Here is a 24,493-nt window from a genome sequence, read left to right on the forward strand (position 1 = left end):
CATTAGCCTGGTAGCGGGGTCGTATACTCGCAATTATCCAGTGCTGTCGCCTGGGAATGGCGAGTAATGCCTGCAATTAAAGATATAGAGCCGAACACATATGCCTTTTACACTTGGTCAACGCTGGATCAGCGATACAGAAAGCGAGCTGGGACTTGGAACCGTTGTTGCGATGGATGCGCGAACCGTCACCTTACTTTTCCCGTCCACGGGGGAAAACCGCCTGTATGCGCGCAGTGATTCTCCCGTGACCCGCGTCATGTTCAACCCTGGCGATACGATTACAAGCCATGAAGGCTGGCAGCTACATATCGATGAAGTAAAAGAAGAAAATGGCCTGCTTGTTTATGTCGGCACCCGCCTGGATACCGAAGAGACCAATGTGACGCTGCGCGAAGTTCTGCTCGACAGCAAGTTGGTTTTCAGTAAGCCCCAGGATCGTCTGTTCGCCGGTCAAATCGATCGAATGGATCGGTTCGCGCTGCGCTATCGCGCCCGTAAATTTCAGAGCGAGCAGTACCGGATGCCATACAGCGGCCTGCGCGGTCAGCGGACCAATCTGATCCCGCATCAGCTTAATATCGCTCATGATGTGGGTCGTCGCCATGCGCCGCGCGTACTGCTGGCGGATGAAGTGGGCTTAGGTAAAACCATTGAAGCCGGGATGATACTGCATCAACAGTTATTATCCGGCGCGGCGGAACGCGTATTGATCATTGTTCCGGAAACCCTGCAACACCAGTGGCTGGTAGAAATGCTGCGCCGTTTCAACCTGCGCTTCGCGCTGTTCGATGACGAACGCTATACCGAAGCGCAGCACGACGCGTATAACCCGTTTGAAACCGAACAACTGGTGATCTGCTCGCTGGATTTCGCCCGCCGTAATAAGCAGCGTCTGGAACATTTGTGCGACGCCGAGTGGGATTTGCTGGTGGTCGACGAAGCGCATCATCTGGTGTGGAGCACCGATGCGCCGAGCCGTGAATATATGGCCATCGAACAATTAGCTGAACGCGTACCGGGCGTGCTGCTGCTGACCGCCACGCCAGAACAGCTGGGGATGGAAAGCCATTTCGCCCGTCTGCGCCTGCTGGATCCGAACCGTTTCCACGATTTCGAACAGTTTGTCGAAGAACAGAAAAACTACCGCCCTGTCGCCGATGCGGTGGCCATGCTGCTGGCGGGCAATAAACTCAGCAACGACGAACTGAACAGGCTGGGCGATCTGATCGGCGAACAGGATATTGAACCGCTGTTGCAGGCCGCTAATAGCGATCGCGACGACGCGCAGGCCGCCCGTGATGAGCTGGTGTCGATGCTGATGGATCGCCACGGCACCAGCCGCGTTCTGTTCCGCAACACCCGTAACGGCGTCAAGGGGTTCCCGAAACGTGAACTGCATACGGTAAAACTGCCGCTGCCGACCCAGTATCAGACCGCCATTAAGGTCTCCGGCATTATGGGCGCGCGTAAGAGCGCGGAAGATCGCGCCCGCGATATGCTCTATCCGGAACAAATTTATCAGGAGTTCGAAGGCGATACCGGCACCTGGTGGAACTTCGACCCACGCGTTGAGTGGCTAATGGGCTATCTGACCAGCCATCGTTCGCAAAAAGTGCTGGTGATCTGCGCTAAGGCGACCACCGCGTTACAGCTGGAGCAGGTGCTGCGCGAACGCGAAGGCATCCGCGCCGCCGTGTTCCATGAGGGCATGTCGATTATCGAACGCGACCGCGCCGCCGCCTGGTTCGCCGAAGAAGATACCGGCGCGCAGGTGCTGTTATGTTCTGAAATCGGCTCCGAAGGACGTAACTTCCAGTTTGCCAGCAATCTGGTGATGTTCGACTTGCCGTTTAACCCGGATCTGCTGGAACAGCGTATTGGTCGTCTGGATCGTATCGGCCAGGCGCATGATATCCAGATCCACGTCCCGTACCTGGAAAAAACCGCCCAGTCGGTGCTGGTTCGCTGGTATCACGAAGGGCTGGACGCCTTTGAGCACACCTGCCCGACCGGTCGCGCGATTTATGATTCAGCCTACGCCAGTCTGATTAACTATCTGGCCGCGCCTGAAGAAACCGACGGGTTTGACGATCTGATCAAATCCTGCCGCGAGCAACATGAAGCGCTAAAAGCCCAGTTAGAACAGGGCCGCGACCGCCTGCTGGAGATCCACTCCAACGGCGGAGAAAAAGCCCAACAGCTCGCACAAAGCATTGAAGAACAGGACGACGACACCAACCTGATCGCGTTCGCCATGAACCTGTTCGATATCGTCGGCATTAACCAGGACGATCGCGGCGACAACCTGATCGTGTTGACGCCGTCCGATCACATGTTGGTGCCGGATTTCCCCGGCCTGCCGGAAGACGGCTGTACTATCACGTTTGAACGTGACGTAGCCCTGTCTCGCGAAGATGCGCAGTTTATTACCTGGGAACATCCGCTCATCCGTAACGGGCTGGATCTGATCCTCTCCGGCGATACCGGCAGCAGCACCATTTCGCTGTTGAAAAATAAAGCGCTGCCCGTCGGCACGCTGCTGGTCGAACTGGTTTACGTCGTGGAAGCGCAGGCGCCGAAACAGCTACAACTGAACCGCTTCCTGCCGCCGACGCCGGTACGTATGCTGTTAGATAAAAACGGCAACAATCTGGCCGCCCAGGTCGAGTTTGAAACCTTCAACCGTCAGCTCAGCGCCGTGAATCGCCACACCGGCAGCAAACTGGTTAACGCCGTGCAACAGGACGTCCACGCCATTTTGCAACTGGGCGAGACGCAGATTGAAAAGTCCGCCAGAGCGCTGATTGATAACGCGCGTCGCGAGGCGGATGAAAAACTGTCCGGGGAACTGTCGCGTCTGGAAGCGCTGCGCGCCGTCAACCCGAACATTCGCGACGACGAACTTGCCGCTATCGACAGCAACCGTCAGCAGGTGCTGGAAAGCCTGAATCAGGCAGGCTGGCGTCTGGACGCGCTGCGTCTTATCGTCGTCACGCACCAATAACGGAGCCGTACATGGGGATGGAAAACTACAATCCGCCGCAGGAACCCTGGCTGGTTATCCTGTATCAGGATGAGCACATTATGGTGGTCAATAAGCCCAGCGGCCTGTTGTCCGTGCCGGGGCGTCTGGAAGCGCACAAAGACAGCATTATGACGCGTATCCAGCGCGACTACCCGCAGGCAGAGTCGGTGCATCGTCTGGATATGGCCACCAGCGGCGTGATTGTAGTGGCGCTGACCAAAGCCGCGGAACGGGAGCTAAAACGCCAGTTCCGCGAACGGGAGCCGAAAAAGCAGTATGTGGCGCGCGTATGGGGGCATCCCTCCCCGGCGGAAGGACTGGTTGACTTACCGCTCATCTGCGACTGGCCGAACCGGCCAAAGCAGAAAGTGTGTTATGAAACCGGCAAACCGGCGCAAACGGAATATAACGTGGTGGAGTTTGCGGCGGATAATACCGCCCGCGTGGTGCTCAAACCGATCACCGGGCGTTCGCATCAGCTTCGTGTGCATATGCTGGCGTTAGGCCACCCGATTTTAGGCGATCGGTTTTACGCTTCGCCGGAAGCGTTGTCGCTGGCGCCGCGTTTGCAGTTACACGCCGAAATGCTGACCATTACCCATCCCGCTTACGGTAACAGCATGACGTTTAAAGTCCCGGCAGATTTTTAAATTCGGAGCCAATTTATGCCGGGGCGCTTCGCTTGCCCGGCCTACATTCATTAACGTAGGCCGGATAAGGCGCTAGCCGCATCCGGCAATTCAATCACTTGAAGCCTTTCTGTTCTTTGATTAGCTCATACGCTTTCTGAATTTCCTGCGCTTTTTGCTTCGCCATCTCCATCATTTCCGGCGGTAAACCTTTCGCGACCAGTTTGTCCGGATGATGCTCGCTCATCAGTTTGCGATAAGCGCGTTTAATGGTGGTTGCATCGTCGGTGGTTTTAACCCCCAGCACATTACAGGCATCTTCCAGCGTCGGGCCGCGCTGCGCCTGCTGCCAGCCGCCGCCGGACTGTTGATGATAACCGCCGCCAAACTGCGCGCCGCCCTGCATCATGCGCAGAAACTGATCGAACTGTACGCGGGAAATACCTAACTCTTCCGCAATCACGTACAGCACTTCCCGCTCATTAGGATGCAGCGAGCCATCGGCAAACGCCGCCTGGATCTGAATTTCCAGAAACATCCGGATCAGATCAAAACGTCCGAAGCAGACGCTACGAAACTGCCGCATCTTTTCACGTAATGGGTAATTATCCGCTTTTCCGACCCGAAAGGCGTTCTGCGCGGCAGTACGTGAATCGCCGTGTAAATTCATGCGATCCATCAACTGACTGGCGATATGAATATCTGCTTCCGTCACCCGTCCTTTTGATTTGGTTAAGTGGCCCATCACTTCAAAGGTGGTGGCAAAAAACAGCGCCTGCCGTTCCCGCTGGTTGGCAAACCACGCCATTTTTCGGCTGCGGGCTTTGTCGAACATATGGCCCACCAGCAGACCCAGGACCACGCCCCAAAAGCCGCCGCCCATCATCAGGGCTACGGCGACGCCAATTATCTTTCCCCAGTACTGCATAGACTCCCCAAAACGTTACGCTATCGGTGAGGCTATCTCCCACAAAATAAGGTGCTTTTCTGCGAATGAAGGCTACGGTCAATTGTGGGACATCGCCTATAATTTGCATTATCATACCTGTCATTCAATGCCGTGCCTAACACCACAGACGCTAAACGGCAGGATTAACACTGGCGCAGCGAAGATGAGTAAGTTAGGCTGTGACCGTTTGTCACGCGCAACGCTACCGATGATGGAACAATAAATACAACGTATGAAAAAACGTATTCCCACTCTTCTGGCCACCATGATCGCCAGCGCCCTTTATAGTCATCAGGGGCTGGCAGCCGATCTCGCCTCACAGTGTATGTTGGGCGTGCCGAGCTACGATCGTCCTCTGGTAAAAGGCGATACCAACGATCTGCCGGTTACTATCAATGCCGATAACGCTAAAGGTAACTACCCGGACGATGCCGTTTTTACCGGCAACGTGGACATTATGCAGGGGAATAGCCGCCTGCAAGCGGATGAAGTGCAGCTTCATCAGAAGCAGGCGGAAGGTCAGCCGGAACCTGTACGCACCGTCGATGCGCTGGGTAATGTGCATTATGATGATAATCAGGTCATCCTTAAAGGGCCGAAGGGCTGGGCGAACCTGAACACCAAAGACACGAACGTCTGGGAAGGCGATTACCAGATGGTGGGCCGTCAGGGGCGCGGTAAAGCCGATCTCATGAAGCAGCGCGGCGAAAACCGCTATACCATTCTGGAAAACGGCAGCTTTACCTCCTGTCTGCCTGGCTCCGATACCTGGAGCGTGGTGGGGAGTGAAGTCATCCATGACCGCGAAGAACAGGTTGCGGAGATCTGGAACGCCCGGTTTAAAGTAGGTCCGGTTCCGATCTTTTATAGCCCCTATTTACAGCTACCCGTCGGTGACAAACGTCGCTCAGGTTTCCTGATCCCGAACGCGAAATACACGACCAAGAACTATTTCGAGTTCTACTTACCGTATTACTGGAACATCGCGCCCAATATGGACGCCACCATCACCCCGCACTATATGCACCGCCGCGGCAATATTATGTGGGAGAACGAATTCCGTTATCTCACGCAGGCAGGCGCCGGGTTGATGGAATTAGATTATCTGCCTTCTGATAAAGTCTACGAGGACGAACATCCCAAAGAGGGCGATAAGCACCGCTGGTTATTCTACTGGCAGCACTCAGGCGTGATGGATCAGGTGTGGCGTTTTAACGTCGATTACACCAAAGTCAGCGACTCCAGCTACTTTAATGATTTCGACAGTAAGTACGGTTCCAGTACCGACGGCTACGCAACGCAGAAATTCAGCGTCGGCTACGCCGTACAAAACTTTGACGCTACGGTGTCGACCAAACAATTCCAGGTGTTTAACGATCAGAACACCAGCAGCTACTCTGCGGAGCCGCAGTTAGACGTTAACTACTACCATAACGATCTCGGGCCGTTTGATACCCGGATCTACGGCCAGGCGGTACATTTCGTCAACACCAAAGACAATATGCCGGAAGCGACCCGCGTCCACCTGGAGCCAACCATCAATTTGCCGCTCTCCAACCGCTGGGGCAGCCTGAACACCGAAGCGAAGCTGATGGCGACGCACTATCAGCAAACGAATCTGGACAGCTATAACAGCGATCCAAACAACAAAAATAAGCTGGAAGATTCGGTTAACCGCGTCATGCCGCAGTTTAAAGTCGACGGTAAGCTCATCTTCGAACGCGATATGGCGATGCTGGCGCCGGGGTATACCCAGACGCTGGAACCACGCGTGCAGTACCTGTATGTGCCGTACCGCGACCAGAGCGGCATCTATAACTACGATTCTTCTTTGCTGCAATCCGACTATAACGGCCTGTTCCGCGACCGCACTTATGGCGGTCTCGACCGTATTGCTTCCGCCAACCAGGTCACGACCGGCGTCACAACACGCATTTATGATGATGCCGCCGTTGAACGTTTTAACGTTTCTGTTGGTCAAATCTACTATTTCACGGAGTCTCGCACCGGCGATGACAACATTAAATGGGAGAATGACGACAAAACCGGTTCGCTGGTTTGGGCAGGCGACACTTACTGGCGTATTTCAGAACGCTGGGGGCTGCGTAGCGGAGTGCAGTACGATACCCGTCTGGATAGCGTCGCTACCAGCAGCAGCAGCCTCGAATACCGTCGGGATCAGGATCGTCTGGTACAGTTGAACTACCGCTATGCCAGCCCGGAATATATTCAGGCTACGTTGCCTTCGTATTATTCCACGGCAGAGCAGTATAAAAACGGCATCAACCAGGTGGGCGCGGTGGCAAGTTGGCCGATTGCCGATCGCTGGTCGATTGTCGGCGCGTACTACTTCGATACCAATTCGAGCAAACCTGCAGACCAGATGCTCGGCTTGCAGTACAACTCTTGCTGCTATGCGATCCGCGTCGGATACGAACGTAAGCTGAACGGTTGGGATAACGATAAACAACACGCGATTTATGATAACGCGATTGGCTTCAACATTGAGCTGCGCGGTTTGAGCTCTAACTACGGCCTCGGCACGCAAGAAATGTTGCGTTCGAACATTCTGCCGTACCAAAGCTCTATGTAATCTGATTGATTTACAACGTAATCCGCATTGCGGTTAATTGAAATGGAAAAAGTATGAAGAACTGGAAAACGCTGCTTCTCGGTATCGCCATGATCGCGAATACCAGTTTCGCTGCCCCCCAGGTAGTCGATAAAGTCGCAGCCGTCGTCAATAATGGCGTCGTGCTGGAAAGCGACGTTGATGGCTTAATGCAATCAGTCAAACTCAACGCGGGTCAGGCAGGTCAGCAGCTTCCGGACGACGCCACGCTGCGTCACCAGATCCTGGAACGTTTGATTATGGATCAAATTATCCTGCAGATGGGTCAGAAGATGGGGGTGAAGATCACGGATGAGCAGTTGGATCAGGCCATCGCCAACATCGCCAAACAAAACAATATGACGATGGATCAGATGCGCAGCCGTCTGGCTTACGATGGACTGAACTATTCAACCTACCGTAACCAGATTCGTAAAGAGATGATTATCTCTGAAGTGCGCAACAACGAGGTTCGTCGCCGTATCACCGTTTTGCCGCAAGAAGTTGACGCGCTGGCAAAACAGATTGGCACCCAAAACGACGCCAGCACCGAGCTGAACCTGAGCCATATCCTGATTGCTCTGCCGGAAAACCCAACCTCCGAGCAGGTTAACGACGCGCAGCGCCAGGCGGAAAGCATTGTTGAAGAAGCGCGTAACGGCGCAGATTTCGGCAAACTGGCGATTACCTACTCTGCCGACCAGCAGGCGCTAAAAGGCGGTCAGATGGGCTGGGGCCGTATCCAGGAGCTGCCGGGGATTTTCGCCCAGGCGCTGAGCACCGCGAAGAAAGGCGACATTGTCGGCCCGATTCGCTCCGGCGTCGGTTTCCACATTCTGAAAGTAAACGACCTGCGCGGTCAGAGCCAGAGTATCTCCGTGACCGAAGTTCACGCTCGTCACATTCTGCTTAAGCCGTCGCCTATCATGAACGATCAGCAGGCGCGCCTGAAGCTGGAAGAAATCGCGGCTGACATTAAGAGTGGTAAAACCACATTTGCCGCTGCGGCGAAAGAGTACTCTCAGGACCCGGGCTCCGCTAACCAGGGCGGTGATTTGGGTTGGGCTACGCCAGATATTTTCGATCCGGCGTTCCGCGACGCGCTGACGAAGCTGCATAAAGGCCAAATAAGCGCGCCGGTACACTCCTCTTTCGGCTGGCATCTGATCGAATTGCTGGATACGCGTAAGGTAGACAAAACCGATGCGGCGCAGAAAGATCGCGCTTATCGTATGCTGATGAACCGTAAGTTCTCAGAAGAAGCGGCGACCTGGATGCAAGAACAGCGCGCCAGCGCTTACGTTAAGATTTTGAGTAACTAATGAGCAGTGCGCAACGCGTTGTTATCACTCCCGGCGAACCCGCCGGGATTGGCCCCGATCTTGTCGTCCAACTGGCGCAACGCGCGTGGCCGATTGAACTGGTCGTCTGTGCGGACGGCGCGCTCCTGACGGAGCGGGCCGCCATGCTCGGCCTGCCCCTCTCGCTTCTCCCTTACTCGCCTGATGTCCCCGCTGCGCCGCAGCCCGCGGGAACGCTGACCCTATTGCCGGTCTCGCTGCGCGCGCCTGCCATCCCCGGTCAGTTGACGGTAGAAAATGGCCCCTATGTGGTAGAGACGCTGGCGCGAGCGTGTGATGGCTGTCTGAACGGTGAATTTGCCGCGCTGATCACAGGCCCCGTGCACAAAGGCGTTATTAACGACGCAGGCATTCCGTTTACCGGTCATACCGAGTTTTTCGAAGAGCGTTCGCAGGCGAAAAAAGTCGTGATGATGCTGGCAACCGAAGAACTTCGCGTGGCGCTGGCGACCACGCATCTGCCGCTACGGGCGATTGCAGACGCCATCACCCCTGCGCTTTTGCACGAAGTGATTGCTATTTTGCATCACGATTTGCGGACCAAATTTGGTATTGCCGAACCGCGCATTCTTGTCTGTGGCCTGAATCCGCACGCGGGCGAAGGCGGTCATATGGGCACGGAAGAGATAGACACCATCATTCCGGTGCTCGACGAGCTGCGGGCGCAGGGAATGAAACTCAACGGGCCGCTACCTGCTGATACGCTGTTTCAGCCCAAATATCTCGATAATGCCGACGCGGTGCTGGCGATGTACCACGATCAGGGCCTGCCCGTGCTAAAATACCAAGGATTCGGTCGGGGAGTGAATATTACGCTCGGCCTACCTTTTATTCGAACCTCCGTTGACCACGGCACCGCGCTTGAACTGGCAGGTCGTGGAAAAGCGGATGTCGGCAGTTTTATTACGGCGCTTAATCTCGCCATCAAAATGATTGTTAATACCCAATGAATAATCGAGTCCATCAGGGCCATTTAGCCCGTAAACGCTTCGGGCAAAACTTTCTCAACGATCGGTTTGTGATCGACAGTATTGTTTCTGCTATTAATCCGCAAAAAGGCCAGGCGATGGTTGAAATCGGCCCCGGTCTGGCGGCGCTGACGGAGCCGGTCGGCGAACGACTGGATAAGCTCACGGTCATTGAACTTGACCGCGATCTGGCGGCGCGTTTGCAAACCCATCCGTTTTTAGGGCCGAAGCTGACTATTTATCAGCAGGACGCCATGACCATGAACTTTGGCGAACTGTCTGCGCAGTTGGGCCAGCCGCTGCGTGTGTTCGGCAATCTGCCCTATAATATCTCCACCCCGCTGATGTTCCATCTCTTTAGCTATACTGATGCCATTGCCGACATGCACTTTATGTTGCAAAAAGAAGTGGTAAATCGTCTGGTTGCAGGGCCGAACAGCAAAGCGTATGGTCGTTTAAGCGTGATGGCGCAATATTACTGTCAGGTGATCCCGGTGCTTGAAGTGCCGCCATCCGCCTTCACGCCGCCGCCCAAAGTGGACTCCGCCGTGGTGCGTCTGGTTCCACACGCAACAATGCCTTACCCGGTTAAAGATATTCGCGTGTTGAGCCGTATTACCACCGAGGCCTTTAACCAGCGCCGTAAAACGATCCGTAACAGTCTCGGCAACCTTTTTAGCGTTGAGACGTTGACGGAAATGGGTATTGACCCGGCAATGCGCGCGGAAAATATCTCTGTCGCGCAGTACTGCCAGATGGCCAATTATCTGTCGGAAAACGCGCCTTTGAAGGAGAGTTAAACATGATCAATTCGCCCAGAGTGTGTATTCAGGTGCAAAGCGTCTACATTGAGGCGCAATCCTCACCTGACGATGAACGTTACGTTTTTGCCTATACCGTAACCATCCGCAATCTGGGCCGGGCGCCAGTGCAGCTATTGGGCCGCTACTGGCTGATTACCAATGGTCATGGCCGTGAAACCGAAGTCCAGGGCGAAGGTGTGGTTGGCGTCCAGCCGCGCATTGCGCCTGGCGAAGAGTATCAGTACACCAGCGGCGCGGTAATTGAAACGCCGCTGGGCACCATGCAGGGTCATTACGAAATGATCGATGAAAATGGCGACGCCTTTACCATCGACATTCCCGTGTTTCGACTCGCCGTCCCTACACTCATTCACTAAAATTATAACAATGGCAACTTATCTCATCGGCGACGTTCACGGTTGCTACGACGAACTGATCGCCTTATTACAGCAAGTGGAATTTACGCCAGACACAGACACTCTGTGGCTGACTGGCGATTTGGTCGCCCGCGGTCCTGGTTCGCTGGACGTGTTACGCTACGTCAAATCACTTGGCAATAGCGTGCGTCTGGTGCTGGGGAATCACGATTTACACCTGTTGGCCGTATTCGCCGGGATTAGCCGCAACAAACCTAAAGACCGGCTGACCCCGCTTCTTGAAGCGCCGGACGCCGATGAGCTGTTGAATTGGTTACGCCGTCAGCCACTGTTGCAGGTAGATGAAGAGAAAAAGCTGGTCATGGCGCATGCGGGTATTACCCCGCAGTGGGATTTGCAGACGGCAAAAGAGTGCGCCCGCGATGTTGAAGCGGTGCTGTCGAGCGACTCGTACCCGTTTTTCCTCGACGCGATGTATGGCGATATGCCGAATAACTGGTCGCCGGAGTTAAGCGGTCTGGCGCGGCTACGCTTTATTACTAATGCCTTTACCCGTATGCGTTACTGCTTTCCTAACGGTCAACTGGATATGTACAGCAAAGCGTCGCCGGAAAATGCCCCTGCGCCGCTGAAGCCGTGGTTCGCCATTCCGGGGCCGGTGAGCGAGGCTTACAGTATTGCGTTCGGGCACTGGGCGTCGCTGGAAGGGAAAGGGACGCCGGAAGGTATTTACGCGCTGGATACCGGCTGCTGCTGGGGCGGGGAGTTGACCTGTTTACGCTGGGAAGATAAACAGTATTTTGTGCAGCCGTCAAACCGCCAGATGGATATGGGCGAAGGCGAAGCGGTCAACGCCTGATAGGTTTATGCCTGATGGCGCTACGCTTATCAGGCCTACATCCGGCTCAAGAGTAGGCCGGATAAGGCGTTTCGCCGCCATCCGGCACTACAGTATTAACGACGTTCCAGAATCTCGAAACAATAGCTGTGAGAATTCTGCGCGTCGGCATCGTGAAACTCACTGAATACCGATTCCCAGTCATCCGGTTCATAATCCGGAAAATGGGTATCGCCTTCGACTTCCGCATCAATATGCGTCAGATAAAGCTTCTGCGCCTTTGGCAAGAACTGCTCGTACACGCGCCCGCCGCCAATGACCATAATTTCCGGCGCATCGCCGCAAGCGGCAATCGCCTCATCGACAGACTTCACCCACTGCACGCGATCGTCGGTGCCCGGCTGGCTGCTGATAACAATATTTTTACGTCCCGGTAAGGGGCGTCCGATGGACTCCCAGGTGTGACGTCCCATGACGACAGGTTTATTTAACGTGTTACGTTTAAACCAGGCGAGATCGGCAGGCAGGTTCCACGGCATGGCGTTTTCCATACCGATGACGCGATCCACCGCTAACGCCGCAATCAGACTGATCATTAATTATTTCCTGATACAAAAAAAATTGCCGCCACTATACGTAAAGCGCAATCTTTCGTCGACTGACGAAAAGAGGATGAGCACGAAAATTTTTCGTTCTGCTGGCGACGCCACTCATTTGATGTGGAGCGCCAGCATTACAGTAGTTCAAAAACAGCCAATTAGCAGTAAAGTTTGCAGAACATCACATTTTTTACTTTAGATTGACGGTTTGACCTCGGGTTCATCGGCGACCTCCCCGGAATGTTTGCCCTCAGCCGTTCCCTGCCAGCCGTGGCGCTGAATCAACGACAGATGCTCCCGGTCCTCGGTAATAATTTCGCTCAACATCGCGCTGGTACGTTTATAGGCGGCGGCGCGAGATAACGGATCGTTTTCCCCTTTCGCCATCTCTTCCACCATCCGGGTATTAAAATGGCGGAACAGATCCGCGCGCTCGCGGGCTTCATAACGCCCCAGCCCCAGCGCCTCCAGCGCCTGTCGCCCGCTTTTGAGCGCGCCTTCGAAGGTTTCACGTTCGGGCATCGCCACACCAGCCTGGCGCAGGCGAATGTAATGATCGACATCACGGGCACGGGCGATAATCTGCAGATGCGGGAAATGCGACTTCACCAGTTCACTCAGTTGCAAATTGGTTTGCGGATCGTCAATGGCGTTAATCAATACCTCCGCCTTCGCCGCTCCGGCAGATTCCAGTAAATCCATACGCGTCGCGTCGCCATAAAAAACCTTCATGCCGAATTTACGCAGCGTTTCGATATGATCGGGGTCGTGATCGAGCACCACCATCTTCACCCCGCTCGACAGCAGCAAACGCCCGGCTATCTGACCAAACCGTCCAAACCCGGCCACAATAACCCGCGGTTGCTCTTCGTCGATTTCATCCGCCTCGCGCGCTTCCCCCTTCTCGGTCTTTTCCATGCGCGTCAGCAGCATCAGAAAAATCGGCGTTGCCGCCATCGACAGCGCGACCGCCAGCGTCAGCGCTTTTGCCCATTCCGGCTCAAGTACACCCGCCATTTGCGCCGCGCCAAAAACCACAAACGCAAACTCACTTCCCTGGCCTAATAAGACGGCAAACCAGCGACGCTGTTTTGCCGGTACGCCCAGGGGCCTCGCGACCAGCCACAGCATGACGATTTTGATTGCCAGAAAACCGGCCAACAACAGCAGAATGCGCAGCGGATTCTCCACCAGCGTGCCGAAATCAATCGACATGCCGACGCCAATAAAGAACAGCCCCAGCAGCAACCCTTTAAAGGGTTCAATATCGCTTTCCAGCGCATGACGATATTCCGAACTCGCCAGCAGAACGCCCGCCAGAAACGCGCCCATCGCCATTGACAGCCCAACCTCTTCCAGCAACAGGCCGAAACCAAACACCAGAAATAGCGCCACGGCGCTGAACACCTCCCGCAAACCAGAACGCGCGACAAAGCGCAGCGCCGGGCGCGTAACGTAGCGTCCCAGCAACACCACCAGCGCCAACGCGCCTGCGACTTTCAACGCCGATAGCGCAAACGCGCCAAGCGTGGTGGATGCGCCGCTGGCGGCCAGCAGCGGAATCATCGCCACCAGCGGGATCGCCGCGATATCCTGGAACAAGAGCACTGCAAATGCGCTACGCCCTACTTGCGAAACGGTCAGGTTACGCTCATTCATTGCCTGCATGGCGATAGCCGTGGACGAAAGCGCCAGCGTCATGCCAATCAGTTCCGCCACCTGCCAACGCAGGCCAAGAAACATGCAGAACAGACCAATCAGTCCGCCGCAGACCACCATTTGTAACGCGCCGCCGCCAAATACCGAGGCGCGCAGCTTCCATAACCGTTGCGGGTCCAGCTCAAGCCCAATAACAAACAACATCAGCACGACGCCGATTTCCGCAAAATGCAGAATAGATTCGGCGTCCGTTACCAGCCGTAGCCCCCAGGGGCCGATAATGCAACCCGCAATCAGATACCCCAGCACCGATCCTAAGCCCAAACGTACCGCAATCGGCACAATCAACGCCGCCGAACCAAGATAGATCAGCGCCTGCAGTAGAGTATGGCTATCCATGATTCACCTCCTGCCATGCCAGTAAACGCTGTTTATACTGACGCGCCTGCGCCTGTAAGGTGTCGTCATCGCAAATGAACGTGCAGTGCATGGCAAACGGCGGCAGCCATTTGAGGCCGCAATAGAGCGCCGTCGCCTGTAGCGGCTGAGAAAGGACGTCAAATCCGGGATGGGAGCCGATAGCAAAGTGGTTTTCACCACCGCCGGTCGTTACCGCCCACAGCAGATGTTTACCGTGCAATGCCGTACCGCCATGACCGTAAGCCCAGCCGTGGGTGAGGACTTTATCCATCCATAATTTGAGTAAAGGAGGGACGCTGTACCACTGCATCGGATGCTGCCAGACGATAAGACTCGCGCGCGACAGCGCCTCCTGCTCGGCGGCAACGTCAATATTGAAATCGGGATAGAGGTGATAAAGCGAACGTATTTCGACGTTTTCCAGCGTCCCTGCCTGTTCAAGCATCCGCTTATTCGCATGAGAATGATGCGGATACGGATGCGCATAAATAATGAGGATCATGATTAGCCTGTGATGATCTGTTTTTTATTACAAAGTGTAGTGACAAATTCGCCAGGCTAATAGTGAATATTATTGAGCGGCTAACCAGAAAAAATTGAATTAACGCCAGCAAGGAGTTGACGCCATCCTGCTCCCGGAAGACGCTCTCGAAGGGCCGCAGGCGTTTGCGGAAAAGCGCGATCCGGTGTGGAAAGGTCGGTGATGATAGCAGTCTTAAATCGCTGACCAATCGGTTTAAGGCCTTCTTGTCGGGCGGCGCTGCGCTAAATTTGCCTGTAATGACTGTAATATCAATCCATTACATGATGACACAGGCCCAATAAGCGCAGCGCCAACAGCATCTGAACCTCCAGACACGCTGGATGCCAGATCGCCGACGCATAAATTAACCTAATGGGTCAGGTACTTAGAGCCTGGCCCAGTAGGCGTAATTGTTGAAGCCAGTTTGGGGCCGACCAGCGCGCAGAAACCGGAGCGTACACGTAGTACGTGAGGATTTTGAGCACTGCCCGGCCCCCAAATGGCGAATAAAATAGCCTAATGGGCCAGGCTCTTAATCTTTCGCCATGCGGTTAAACTGCTCAATAGTAAGATCCCACGGCTCACGGGCCGCATCCGGCATAAAACTGCCGTCATCCACGCCAATTTCGTCCTTGATAATTTTATTCAGTTTCTCATTCATCGTAAGAATGAGATCCTGATATTTCTGTTTATCAGCAGCAAGGTTATGGTTCTCATCGGGATCATTTTTAAGATCGTAAAGTTCAAGATCGTTGTACTTAATAAGATCCTCCCAGGTTTCCGGCGTATTATGCTCCCTTAGTGAGAAATAGCGTGCAAACTTATAACGACCATCGTTAATCATCCGCGTCCCTGAACGATGGCTAAAATCAGGATGCAGATGGGATATTTCCTGCTTGATTTGCGCCACCGTTTTTTGTTTATCTCTTTGTAGCGCGATAACGCGGTGGAGATAATGGGCATCGGTATACAAGATCATGCCATAGCAATATAAGCTGGCATTTCTCACCGCATTAACCGCAACGCCCTCCGGGTTTTTTAGCAATCCGCTAAAATTAACGCCTTTGCGGTTGCCTAACGCCTGGTGCTGTTTTTCTTCCGGCAAACCGGTCAGCCCAACTAATGTCGGCGCGATATCAAGATGACAGGTCAACGCCTGACATTTCTTATTACCGGGGTACGCCGGGTGGGAAATAATCATCGGTACATGGATCTGTTCTTTATAAACGGAAGCGCCTTTACCGTGCATCTGATGGCTTCCGCCTAATTCGCCATGATCGGCAGTAAATACAACAATCGTTTTATCAGTTAACTTGAGGGCATCAAGTTCATTTAATATCCGGTCAAGGTGTGTATCACAATCGCGGATACAGTTGAAATAGTAGTCAAGCAGTTTACGCCAACGACGATCTTCATCAGGAAATTGCCCTTCCAGCGCAGCGCGCGCCGTCTGGTATTCAAGATGCGCCGGCGGTCTTCCCTGCTCATTGAATGACTGATGCCTGTTTGCCGGCAGCGGATAGTTCGGCCAGCTTGCCTGATAAAGCTCGTTTTCCGGCGGCTGCGTGGGCGCCAGGGTATTATCATCCTGATCCAACTCGCCACGCCACTGTACCTTTTCTCCCTCTTTATCGGTATCAATAAACATGACGTCATGAGGATTAACGAGGTTAACGGCCAGGAACCAGGGCTTGTGTTGGTCATTCAAGGGCTGCCCCTTGCATCTTAACCAATTTATAGTCTGAGCCGTGGTGGTTGAATCATAAAAATAGCCGCCTTTACTATGGCCTATAATATCGCCGATGCCGTGATAGTCAGCAAAACCATATTTTTCCATAATATTATGTAATTCTGGTTCAGGAATATCCCCGACATCAATATCCTCATCTTTTTCGTCAGGCAAAGGCTTCTCCAGTTTTTCTGTAAGATGCCACTTACCTTTATAGGCCGTATAGTATCCCAGTTCCCGCATCATATGGCCTGTGGTTCCAAGAGCGGGGTCAAGGTCATAAGGCATCCAGGGCAATCCCAGATTATCAAACATCTTTGTCTGGGGCATATGTAAGCCGGTATACAATACGGAGCGGGAAGGCGTACAGACATTACTGGTATTCTGATGATTACAGAATGTCACCCCCGTTTTCATGAGCCGCTCTCTGCCGGGTACCGGGAAAGGAAACGTAGGAAAAAAACGCTCCTGGTCGGTCACGACTAACAGAATATTATATCCTTCTGGCAATTTTTCCGGGATTTCGCCGGTAAACGGTTTATCCCACGCCGGTTTCGCCTTGACGGCACATTTTTCATCAGCTTTTACCGCGCCGGATAGCATACCGCCGGCGGCAAGAATACCGGCGCTGGTTAACAGTTTCCTACGCGTAAGATCCGTCTCTTCTGCGGACAGATTTTTTTTATTACTCATATTATTATACCTGTAGTCAGTAACTTTATCACATATTCATTTATTACTGTACGAGGAAGCGTGGATATGTATCAATGCCTTCCGGGTAAGAATATGTGTTATAAATTGATTTGTATTTCAAATTAGAAATATATTAATAAATAACCATAATTCACTGAAAAATCATTTAGATGAAAAGTTCATTTTTTTATTTTAGAGATACAACTGCAGACATTACTTCATAAAAAAATACATTATTAAACATACTCTATAGCTCTGTGTTCGCGCCTTTTCCCTTCAGCTACGGTGATTACCCTATGCCGCTACAATAAAATCCCCCCGAAAGAAACACTATCAGTAACAGGCCGCGTAACCATAGACATACAACCGGTAATATCACTCTGTGAAATTAAAACATAACTCAATTCTGTTATGTTGCTTATGAATAAAACTAGCGTATTGCCGTGTGATTCAATAAAAATTACGTCATTACAAGAAATAATATAAAAATTATTATTTACAGGGGGTTAAGTTTCTTTTTAACTGGCAGCGCATTATTTTACATTGACAACAACATAAAGAGGTGACTATAACAAGATATAAGACGGTCACACCAAATAAGGCTATTTTCAGATAATCAACCGAGGTTATTACCCAAAATAATTCGAGTTGCTTAAAGGCGGCAAGGGTGTGAGTCCCCAGGAGCATAGATAATTATGTGACTGAGGTGAGCGACAAATCTGCCGGGAGCAGATTTGAACGTCGCGTGCGACGGCCCGTCAGGGCGAGGCCCATGGATGGGCCGGGTAATCCGTAGCCAACCCATAAGCCACCTGAAGTATGAAGGGGATAAATAATTTCGTTACGGATTACTGATATTGCGCAAACCTTATCATCAATGCAACAGGAACAGAACTATGAAAAAACGCATTATTGCCGCCGCATTACTGGCAACAGTTGCTTCATTCAGCACACTTGCGGCAGAGCAGGTCTCTAAACAAGAAATCAGCCACTTCAAACTGGTTAAGGTTGGCACCATAAATGTGTCCCAGAGTGGCGGGCAGATTTCCTCACCCTCTGATCTACGCGAAAAACTGTCAGAATTAGCCGATGCGAAAGGCGGAAAATATTACCATATTATCGCTGCACGTGAGCATGGTCCGAATTTTGAAGCCGTTGCCGAAGTTTATAACGATGCGACGAAATAAAGCTCTGATTGCGCCATAACGAAGGCGCAGGCATGAAATAATAAGAGAGCGCCAGCAAGGTGCCATGTTCCGTCACAATCCACTCAGGGCCGTCTGGAAACAGATGCTGGCCCTCTTTTTTATCAACAGTTCATCCGGGGCAGGCAAGCCGTTGGAATGTGCGCGCGCAGGCAGTAAGCCCTTCGTGAATAAGACGGTTTTGCGGGCTGTTTTAAGGTAATATTTAGTGCGCTTTTACCTGCCTGAACCAGTAATTTTCCATTTTCGTTATCCATTTCCCCTTTTTATTTTTCGGTATTACGCCAGCCCAAAGTAATTGCAGCTGTCGGTTATAGGTTCCAATAGCGTGTCCACCATACGCCCCTTCAAATGCTATCACCATGGGTCCCTGCCCTTTTACCCCCTCTTGTCCTTCATGGCAATAAAGCGCGTTGCGGTGAGTCACGTCAAGTTCATACTGCACGTTCAGTTTCACACATTTTTCCCCGCAGCCTTCTACTGGCGGCAATATTGTCATGGTATAAGGCGGGTTATCTGCCGTGGTTTTCCATGTTCCGATCAGGTCTTTGCAGGCGTTTATCTCCGTAGCCCCGGAGGCGGCAGAAAATAGCGCGAGAAAATAAAAAGGTATTAGTTTCAGTTTCATTACAGACTCCTGTTCCTTATACCTCATCATTTATACCTAATCATAAGGATAAATGCCCTGCGATATGTTTTTTTCCGGGAAATGTTGAGCCGCTGTTCAGAGAAATGTCGATGAGTGTAACCTCATGTAAGCGGACAGCGCGGTGGGGAAAGCGGGAACACGGGCGAATGGTCTAACGTATTTCGACGTTTTCCGGCGTCCCTGCCTGTTCAGGCATCCGTTTATTCGCATGGGAATAAATGGATGCGCATAAAGAGAAAATATTATTGAGCGGCTAACCAGAAAAAATTGAATTAATTATCCAGCTCGCTCATATTTTTCAGCTGATCGCGGTTAATCTGTTCGGTTTTCCCGGTGGCGGCGTTTTTGTAAGACACCATACCGGTGTCGTTATCGACCTCGGGTTTCCCGTCGGTGACAATAGTTTTGCCATCCGTGGTTTCAACCGCCTGGTTAGAAGAGCATCCTGCGACGGTGAATAGTGTTGCTGCGGTAAACAGTGCGGTCATAAGACGTTTTTGCATGGTGTTCTCCCTGCTTTTCAGTTGTTTTAGCATGTGACTGTTAACTGTAGCGTTATTGGCGAAAAGCAGGGAGAAATGCAGAACACTCTTAACGAGGGTTATCCGATGGCGTTCCGCGCAAAGTCATGTTTCCGGTCTGTGTTAGCGTCAAGCCGCGAGTTTCCGGGGCAAACATCACCGATACGCCAAGCCCGACTAACGAAATCAACGCGCCAATCAGCATGACGTTATTAATACCGTAACGAGTAATGAAAATCGGTAATGCCCAGGTGGAGACAATGGTTCCGATGCGGCTTAATGACATGATGACCCCCACGGCCGAAGCGCGAATATCCGTCGGGAAGAGTTCATTAGGATAAAGCCATTGCAGTATGCCCGGCCCGCCGGAAAAGAAGGCGTATACCGCAAACGCCACCACGACCAGTATGATGCCCAGATTTGACACCAGCCCCAGCAGCGCCAGCGCGATAGTCATCATGGCGAAGCTGCCAATAAGCAGAGGGCGACGGCCAATACTGTTTAGCCAGAACATCGCCGGTATACAGCCCAGCATAAAAAAGAGGCTAATGACCACATTGCCGAGCGCCGCGTTGCGCCCCTGCTCCCAGCCGAGTAACCCGACGATCTGCGGCCCAAAGGTATAGATAGCGAACATCGGGATCACCTGACAGGTCCAGATAGCCGCAACGAACAGTACAAACGGGAAATGACGGCGGTTAAACAGCTGCAGGAAGCGGGTCTCCTGCGGCGGCTCATCGTCAAAGCAGACCGGTTCACCGAACAGTTTGATCATCATTTGTTCGCACTCTTTTACCCGTCCTTTTCGCAATAGCCAGCGTGGCGATTCCGGCAGGTCAAAGCGGCCAATCAAAATGATTAAGCACGGGATAAAGGCGCTGCCAAGCATCCAGCGCCAGCCGCCTTCCATGTCATACAGCCAGTAGCCCACCAGGTTGGCGCAGGTCGCGCCGACGTACCACATCGCGGCGATAAAACCGATGGAGAACGCGCGCTGGCGGGTGTTGGAAAACTCCGTAATCATGGAAGTGGCGATAGGGTAATCCGCGCCGATAACAATGCCAATTAAAACGCGCATCACCAGCAATTCAAGCGGCGTGGAAACAAACATGGTCGCCACGGAGATAACACCGATAGCGATAATATCAAGCAGGAACATTTTACGCCGCCCGACTTTATCGCAAATATAGCCAAACAACGAGGTGCCGATAAACAGTCCGGCAAGCGTAGCCGCGCCGAGCGCGCCAATCCATTCAGCATCAAGGTGCAATAGCGGCGTCAGTTGTTCCAGCGCCACGCCAATGATCACCAGCACGTAGCCATCAAGGAACGGGCCGCCGCTTCCCCACAGCATAATTCTGCGATGAATGGAGGAGAATTTAAGGTCATCAAAGTTCCTGGGCTGCTGCATGGTGATGTCCTGTTTCAACACGGGCAAAGCGCATCTGTAGGCCGGATAAGGCGTTTCCGCCGCCATCCGGCATTGGCGCCACATGGTTGCCGGATGGTGACGCTACCGCATCTTATCCGGCCTACGGGGGCACAACTTCGTACTTATTAGCCGTAGCGGAACTCCACGCCAAACGTCCCGCGCGGGTATTCCCATTTTTCCAGCGCCGTATCAAGGCCGAGGATCCGGCACGTTCCGCACTCCAGGCACCCGGCGTAATCAAAACGAACGCTGCCGTCGTCCTGCTCTTTATACAGTCCCGCCGGACAGGCCTTAATCAGTACCTCCAGCGCCTGTTTATCAGGATCGGTTTTGAGAATGATGTGCGGGCTGTCTTCATCCACATTGAACTTATTGACGCCCAGTTTGACGTCCACATTAACGGGAGATGTCATAATACGGTCACTCCTTTCAGGCCATCTTTCATCAGGTTGATGAAGCCCACTTTCTTCGCATGGCGCAGGATTTTTTTACGCATCGGCACCGGAGCGGAGCCATCCACGGTGAACAGGTCGCGCGCGATATTGACCGCCATTTCGGGATAAGCGGTAAACATGCGGGGATTATCAAGAAAAGCTGGCAGTTTCTGATACATACGCATATCGCGCATCGGACCTTCGTCCAGATGCTGACGGTATTCCCCCAGCGATTGCTTGCTAAAATCGTCGCGCTTCATCGCCGAAAGCACCGTCTTCGCCGCCGCTTCGCCTGCGGATATGGCGAGATCCATACCCCGGATGGTAAAGCCGAGGTTCATACACATGCCGGCAGCATCCCCGGCAATCAGTACGCCATCGCCCACCAGTTCAGGCTGCATATTCATTCCCGCCTCGGGTACAACGTGTGCGGCATATTCCACCAGCTTGCCACCGGCGATCAGCGGCGCAACTGCCGGATGCTGTTTGAAATCTTCCAGCATTTGCGGGACCGATTTTTTCGCGTCTTTCAGATGATGAAGTCCGCAGACCAGCCCCAGGGAAAGGGTTGTTTCATTCGTATACAGGAAGCCACCGCCCATCAGACCATCGGTTGGCGCCCCGGCAAACAGACAGGCGGCACCTTCGTTGCCCTGTAGCTGGAAACGATCTTCAATGACCGACTTCGGCAATTCGATCAGTTCCTTCACACCGACGGCAACATGCGATGCCTCAACACGCTTGGCCATGCCCAGCTTTTCAGCCAGCAGAGAATTCACCCCGTCAGCGAGGATTACGACTTTGGCTTCCAGAATATCGCCATCGGCTTCCACGCCCACGACTTTGCCATCACGCTGAACAACGTTATCGACGCGAATACCGGTGATCAGTTGCGCCCCCGCCTCTTCGGCCTGCTCCATCAGCCAGGCGTCAAATTTACTGCGTAAGACGGAATAGGAAACCTGCGACGCTGAAGCATCTTCACCATTGCAGTAGTCGATAGTCATCGCCCCGTTGTCGGTCATAAAGGCGAGTTTTTCGTGGGTGATCATGCGTTCAATGGGGGCCTGATCCGCAAAGCCGGGAATGATGCGTTCCAGGCTATGTGCATACAAACGCCCACCGGTGACATTCTTCGCGCCAGCAGAATTGCCGCGCTCGATAACCAGCACCTGTGCACCTTCGCGAGCAAGCACCAGCGCCGCAACCGAACCGGCCAGACCTGCACCCACGATGATGGCATCAAAGATATCTTCGGACATACGTACTCCTGTCAGCGGCAGGATACCTTCGCATCCTGCCCGAAATGGTTTATCGCGCTAAGGCAGCCGTCAGCGCAGGCAGGATCTTCAGCGCATCGCCAACGATGCCAAAATCCGCATACTGGAAGATTGGCGCGTTTTTATCTTTGTTGATGGCGAAAATCGTCTGCGCGCCGTTGGCGCCAACCATATGTTGGATCTGCCCGGAGATCCCCACCGCCAGATACAGTTCAGGTTTGAGCATCAGGTTGGAGATACCGACGTAGCGCTCGTGCTCCATCCACTTCTCGTTTTCCGCCACCGGGCGGGAACAGGCCAACTCGGCGCCAATCGTCTGGCACAGCGCTTCGGCCAGCGAGATATTCTCTTTGCTGCCGATGCCGCGTCCCACGCTGACCACCAGACGCGCTTTGTCGAGGTCAACGCTGTTGCTCTGACGCGCCTGGGTTGCGGTGCGGGTCACGGCAGTGGCCGGAGCCTGCCACTGCACGGTGTGCATCTCGCCGCTGCGAGAAGCATCCGGTTGTTGTGCGTCAAACGTTCCGCTGCTGAGCGTGATCACGGCAAACGGCGAAGCGATGGTTTCTGCCCCTATCGCCAGACCGCCGTAGACCATATGTTTAACCGCCGCTTTTCCATCCTGCAGGGCGACTTCGCTGGCATCGTTGGAAACCGCAGCCGACAAGCGATAGCCCAGCTTTGCCGCCAACAGCTTGCCCCGACGCGTATTCGGCAGCAGCACCGCGCCGCCCTCGCTATGCTGACGAATAGTCTCAGCCATCGCAGCAGCGTAGTCTTCGATCATGCGGTCTTCTGGTTTGCCGCTGAGCAGCCAGACATGATCCGCGCCCAAATGACATGCTGTCGCGCTGTCTGCTTCGTTCAGTACGAACGCGTTAACTTTTTCACCTACAGCCTGCGCGCCACTCATCAGTTCGGGCAGACGAGAAGGGGTATCGCTGAATACCCAGACACTGGAAAATTTGTTCATAACATCCCCTGATAATTAAATGATTTTGCGCAGATTCTCGACAAACGCGGCGATTTGTTCTTCACCGTCACCTTCAATCACCACACGCTGACGCTCGCGCTGCTTCGGTGCGGCAACCTGTTGTGCGGAATACGCGGGTACGCTGTTCAGCCCGATATCCGCAGGCGACCAGACCTGAACCGGTTTTTTCGCCGCGCCAAGAATGGCTTTCATCGAAGGGATTTGTGGGGTGTTAATGTCGGTGGAAACCGCGATCACCGCCGGGAGCGGGATGCTCAGCGTTTCAACTTCATCTTCCAGTTCGCGTTCTACTGTCAATGTGCTGTCGGTAAGAGAGAGGATTTTACTCACGCCGTTAATCGCCGGAATGTTCAGCGCTTCGCCCACCAGCAAACCAACCTGCTGAGCATAAAGATCGGAAGAACCGTCGCCGCAGATAAGTAGATCGAAACCTGATTTTTGCGCCGCGGCGGCCAGCGCGCTGGCGGTTTGTTGCGGCAGCGCCTGCTCAAATTGATCGTCAATGACCACAATCAGTTCATCAGGGCCACGAGAGAGGACATCTTTGCGCCCTTTTGCATTGGTCAGCGCTTTGCCGCCAACGCTCATGGCGACAACCTGAGCGTCTCCCAACTGCTGTTTTAACTGGCAAGCAGCTTCAATTGCATTCAGATCATATTGGCTGATTTTGCTATCCGCTTTGCTGAAATCGAGTGTTCCGTCAGCATTATTAATCGCAATATCCTGCTCATCAGGTACGCATTTGTAGCAAGTAATTATCTTCATTGCATCTCCAGAAATCATGAAGGAAA

21 protein-coding genes and 1 pseudogene are annotated in these 24,493 nt (G+C 53.2%); 10 read left to right on the top strand and 12 right to left on the bottom strand.

What is annotated here, in order from left to right:
• The first annotated feature begins 100 nt into the window (after positions 1–100).
• Both rapA and rluA read left to right on the top strand, forming a co-directional pair.
• Entirely contained in the window at positions 101–3,007 is a 2,907-nt protein-coding gene (gene rapA, locus NA330_RS08625; RefSeq protein ID WP_001116966.1) for an RNA polymerase-associated protein RapA, read from the top strand.
• Between the two features lie 11 nt (positions 3,008–3,018).
• Positions 3,019–3,678 (top strand): bifunctional tRNA pseudouridine(32) synthase/23S rRNA pseudouridine(746) synthase RluA, encoded by a 660-nt coding sequence (rluA, locus tag NA330_RS08630; protein WP_000525196.1) that lies wholly within the window; start codon positions 3,019–3,021, stop codon positions 3,676–3,678.
• Between the two features lie 94 nt (positions 3,679–3,772).
• Here rluA and djlA read toward each other — a convergent pair whose 3' ends face one another.
• Positions 3,773–4,585 (bottom strand): co-chaperone DjlA, encoded by an 813-nt coding sequence (gene djlA, locus NA330_RS08635; RefSeq protein ID WP_001200595.1) that lies wholly within the window; start codon positions 4,583–4,585, stop codon positions 3,773–3,775.
• Positions 4,586–4,838: 253 nt separating this feature from the next.
• On the opposite strand from djlA, the gene lptD reads away from it, so the two are divergent.
• From lptD to apaH, 6 genes are read left to right on the top strand one after another with little or no spacing between them, the layout of a single operon-like run.
• Complete coding sequence (gene lptD, locus NA330_RS08640) at positions 4,839–7,199, top strand: LPS assembly protein LptD (protein ID WP_000746119.1); 2,361 nt, start codon at positions 4,839–4,841, stop codon at positions 7,197–7,199.
• 53 nt (positions 7,200–7,252) lie between these two features.
• Positions 7,253–8,539, top strand: a complete 1,287-nt coding sequence (surA, locus tag NA330_RS08645) for a peptidylprolyl isomerase SurA (RefSeq protein WP_000800482.1) — start codon at positions 7,253–7,255, stop codon at positions 8,537–8,539.
• Positions 8,539–9,528, top strand: a complete 990-nt coding sequence (gene pdxA / locus NA330_RS08650; protein ID WP_000093001.1) for a 4-hydroxythreonine-4-phosphate dehydrogenase PdxA — start codon at positions 8,539–8,541, stop codon at positions 9,526–9,528. The genes surA and pdxA overlap by 1 nt, the downstream gene beginning before the upstream one ends.
• A complete protein-coding gene (gene rsmA, locus NA330_RS08655; RefSeq protein WP_001065397.1) occupies positions 9,525–10,346 on the top strand; it encodes a 16S rRNA (adenine(1518)-N(6)/adenine(1519)-N(6))-dimethyltransferase RsmA in 822 nt (273 codons plus the stop codon). The genes pdxA and rsmA overlap by 4 nt, the downstream gene beginning before the upstream one ends.
• Before the next feature lie 2 nt (positions 10,347–10,348).
• Entirely contained in the window at positions 10,349–10,726 is a 378-nt protein-coding gene (gene apaG / locus NA330_RS08660) for a Co2+/Mg2+ efflux protein ApaG (protein ID WP_000610894.1), read from the top strand.
• A 10-nt stretch (positions 10,727–10,736) separates the two neighbouring features.
• A complete protein-coding gene (gene apaH, locus NA330_RS08665) occupies positions 10,737–11,585 on the top strand; it encodes a bis(5'-nucleosyl)-tetraphosphatase (symmetrical) ApaH (RefSeq protein ID WP_000257211.1) in 849 nt (282 codons plus the stop codon).
• Between the two features lie 95 nt (positions 11,586–11,680).
• On the opposite strand, the gene folA is transcribed toward apaH, so the two are convergent.
• The 3 genes from folA to kefF form a co-directional block, all read right to left on the bottom strand.
• Positions 11,681–12,160: a type 3 dihydrofolate reductase gene (gene folA, locus NA330_RS08670; protein ID WP_000624379.1), complete on the bottom strand. Its 480-nt coding sequence runs from the start codon at positions 12,158–12,160 to the stop codon at positions 11,681–11,683.
• A gap of 198 nt (positions 12,161–12,358) precedes the next feature.
• The gene (kefC, locus tag NA330_RS08675; protein WP_023241672.1) at positions 12,359–14,221 is read right to left on the bottom strand and encodes a glutathione-regulated potassium-efflux system protein KefC; all 1,863 of its coding nucleotides are present in this window, start codon (positions 14,219–14,221) and stop codon (positions 12,359–12,361) included.
• Positions 14,214–14,744, bottom strand: a complete 531-nt coding sequence (gene kefF, locus NA330_RS08680) for a glutathione-regulated potassium-efflux system oxidoreductase KefF (RefSeq protein WP_000600706.1) — start codon at positions 14,742–14,744, stop codon at positions 14,214–14,216. The genes kefC and kefF overlap by 8 nt, the downstream gene beginning before the upstream one ends.
• A 121-nt stretch (positions 14,745–14,865) precedes the next feature.
• On the opposite strand from kefF, the pseudogene NA330_RS08685 reads away from it, so the two are divergent.
• Positions 14,866–14,946, top strand: a pseudogene (locus NA330_RS08685) (hypothetical protein); the annotation flags it as partial.
• A 351-nt stretch (positions 14,947–15,297) separates the two neighbouring features.
• Here the strand turns inward: NA330_RS08685 and NA330_RS08690 are convergent.
• Positions 15,298–17,187 carry a sulfatase-like hydrolase/transferase gene (locus NA330_RS08690; RefSeq protein WP_023241671.1) on the bottom strand — a complete coding sequence of 630 codons (1,890 nt, stop codon included), beginning with the start codon at positions 17,185–17,187 and terminating at the stop codon, positions 15,298–15,300.
• Between the two features lie 896 nt (positions 17,188–18,083).
• Between NA330_RS08690 and srfN the strand changes: the two genes are divergently transcribed.
• On the top strand, positions 18,084–18,374 hold the full coding sequence (gene srfN, locus NA330_RS08695; protein WP_000745961.1) for a DUF1471 family virulence protein SrfN: 291 nt from the start codon (positions 18,084–18,086) through the stop codon (positions 18,372–18,374).
• Between the two features lie 223 nt (positions 18,375–18,597).
• Here the strand turns inward: srfN and NA330_RS08700 are convergent, their stop codons facing one another.
• From NA330_RS08700 to NA330_RS08730, 7 genes are all read right to left on the bottom strand, one after another.
• Positions 18,598–19,014 (bottom strand): hypothetical protein, encoded by a 417-nt coding sequence (locus NA330_RS08700; RefSeq protein WP_161460226.1) that lies wholly within the window; start codon positions 19,012–19,014, stop codon positions 18,598–18,600.
• A 299-nt stretch (positions 19,015–19,313) separates the two neighbouring features.
• Positions 19,314–19,544 (bottom strand): YgdI/YgdR family lipoprotein, encoded by a 231-nt coding sequence (locus NA330_RS08705; RefSeq protein ID WP_001172089.1) that lies wholly within the window; start codon positions 19,542–19,544, stop codon positions 19,314–19,316.
• 88 nt (positions 19,545–19,632) lie between these two features.
• Positions 19,633–20,973 (bottom strand): MFS transporter, encoded by a 1,341-nt coding sequence (locus NA330_RS08710; RefSeq protein ID WP_001187057.1) that lies wholly within the window; start codon positions 20,971–20,973, stop codon positions 19,633–19,635.
• A gap of 146 nt (positions 20,974–21,119) precedes the next feature.
• Positions 21,120–21,407 carry a ferredoxin-like protein FixX gene (gene fixX, locus NA330_RS08715; RefSeq protein ID WP_023241670.1) on the bottom strand — a complete coding sequence of 96 codons (288 nt, stop codon included), beginning with the start codon at positions 21,405–21,407 and terminating at the stop codon, positions 21,120–21,122.
• Positions 21,404–22,690, bottom strand: coding sequence for an FAD-dependent oxidoreductase (locus NA330_RS08720; protein WP_001287773.1), 1,287 nt, complete (start codon positions 22,688–22,690; stop codon positions 21,404–21,406). The genes fixX and NA330_RS08720 overlap by 4 nt, the downstream gene beginning before the upstream one ends.
• 49 nt (positions 22,691–22,739) lie before the next feature.
• A complete protein-coding gene (locus NA330_RS08725; protein WP_001032198.1) occupies positions 22,740–23,681 on the bottom strand; it encodes an electron transfer flavoprotein subunit alpha/FixB family protein in 942 nt (313 codons plus the stop codon).
• 15 nt (positions 23,682–23,696) lie between these two features.
• The gene (locus NA330_RS08730) at positions 23,697–24,467 is read right to left on the bottom strand and encodes an electron transfer flavoprotein FixA (RefSeq protein WP_000692195.1); all 771 of its coding nucleotides are present in this window, start codon (positions 24,465–24,467) and stop codon (positions 23,697–23,699) included.
• Between the last annotated feature and the right edge of the window lie 26 nt (positions 24,468–24,493).

The organism is Salmonella sp. NW722 (assembly GCF_051702785.1).
Lineage (GTDB): Bacteria > Pseudomonadota > Gammaproteobacteria > Enterobacterales > Enterobacteriaceae > Salmonella > Salmonella enterica.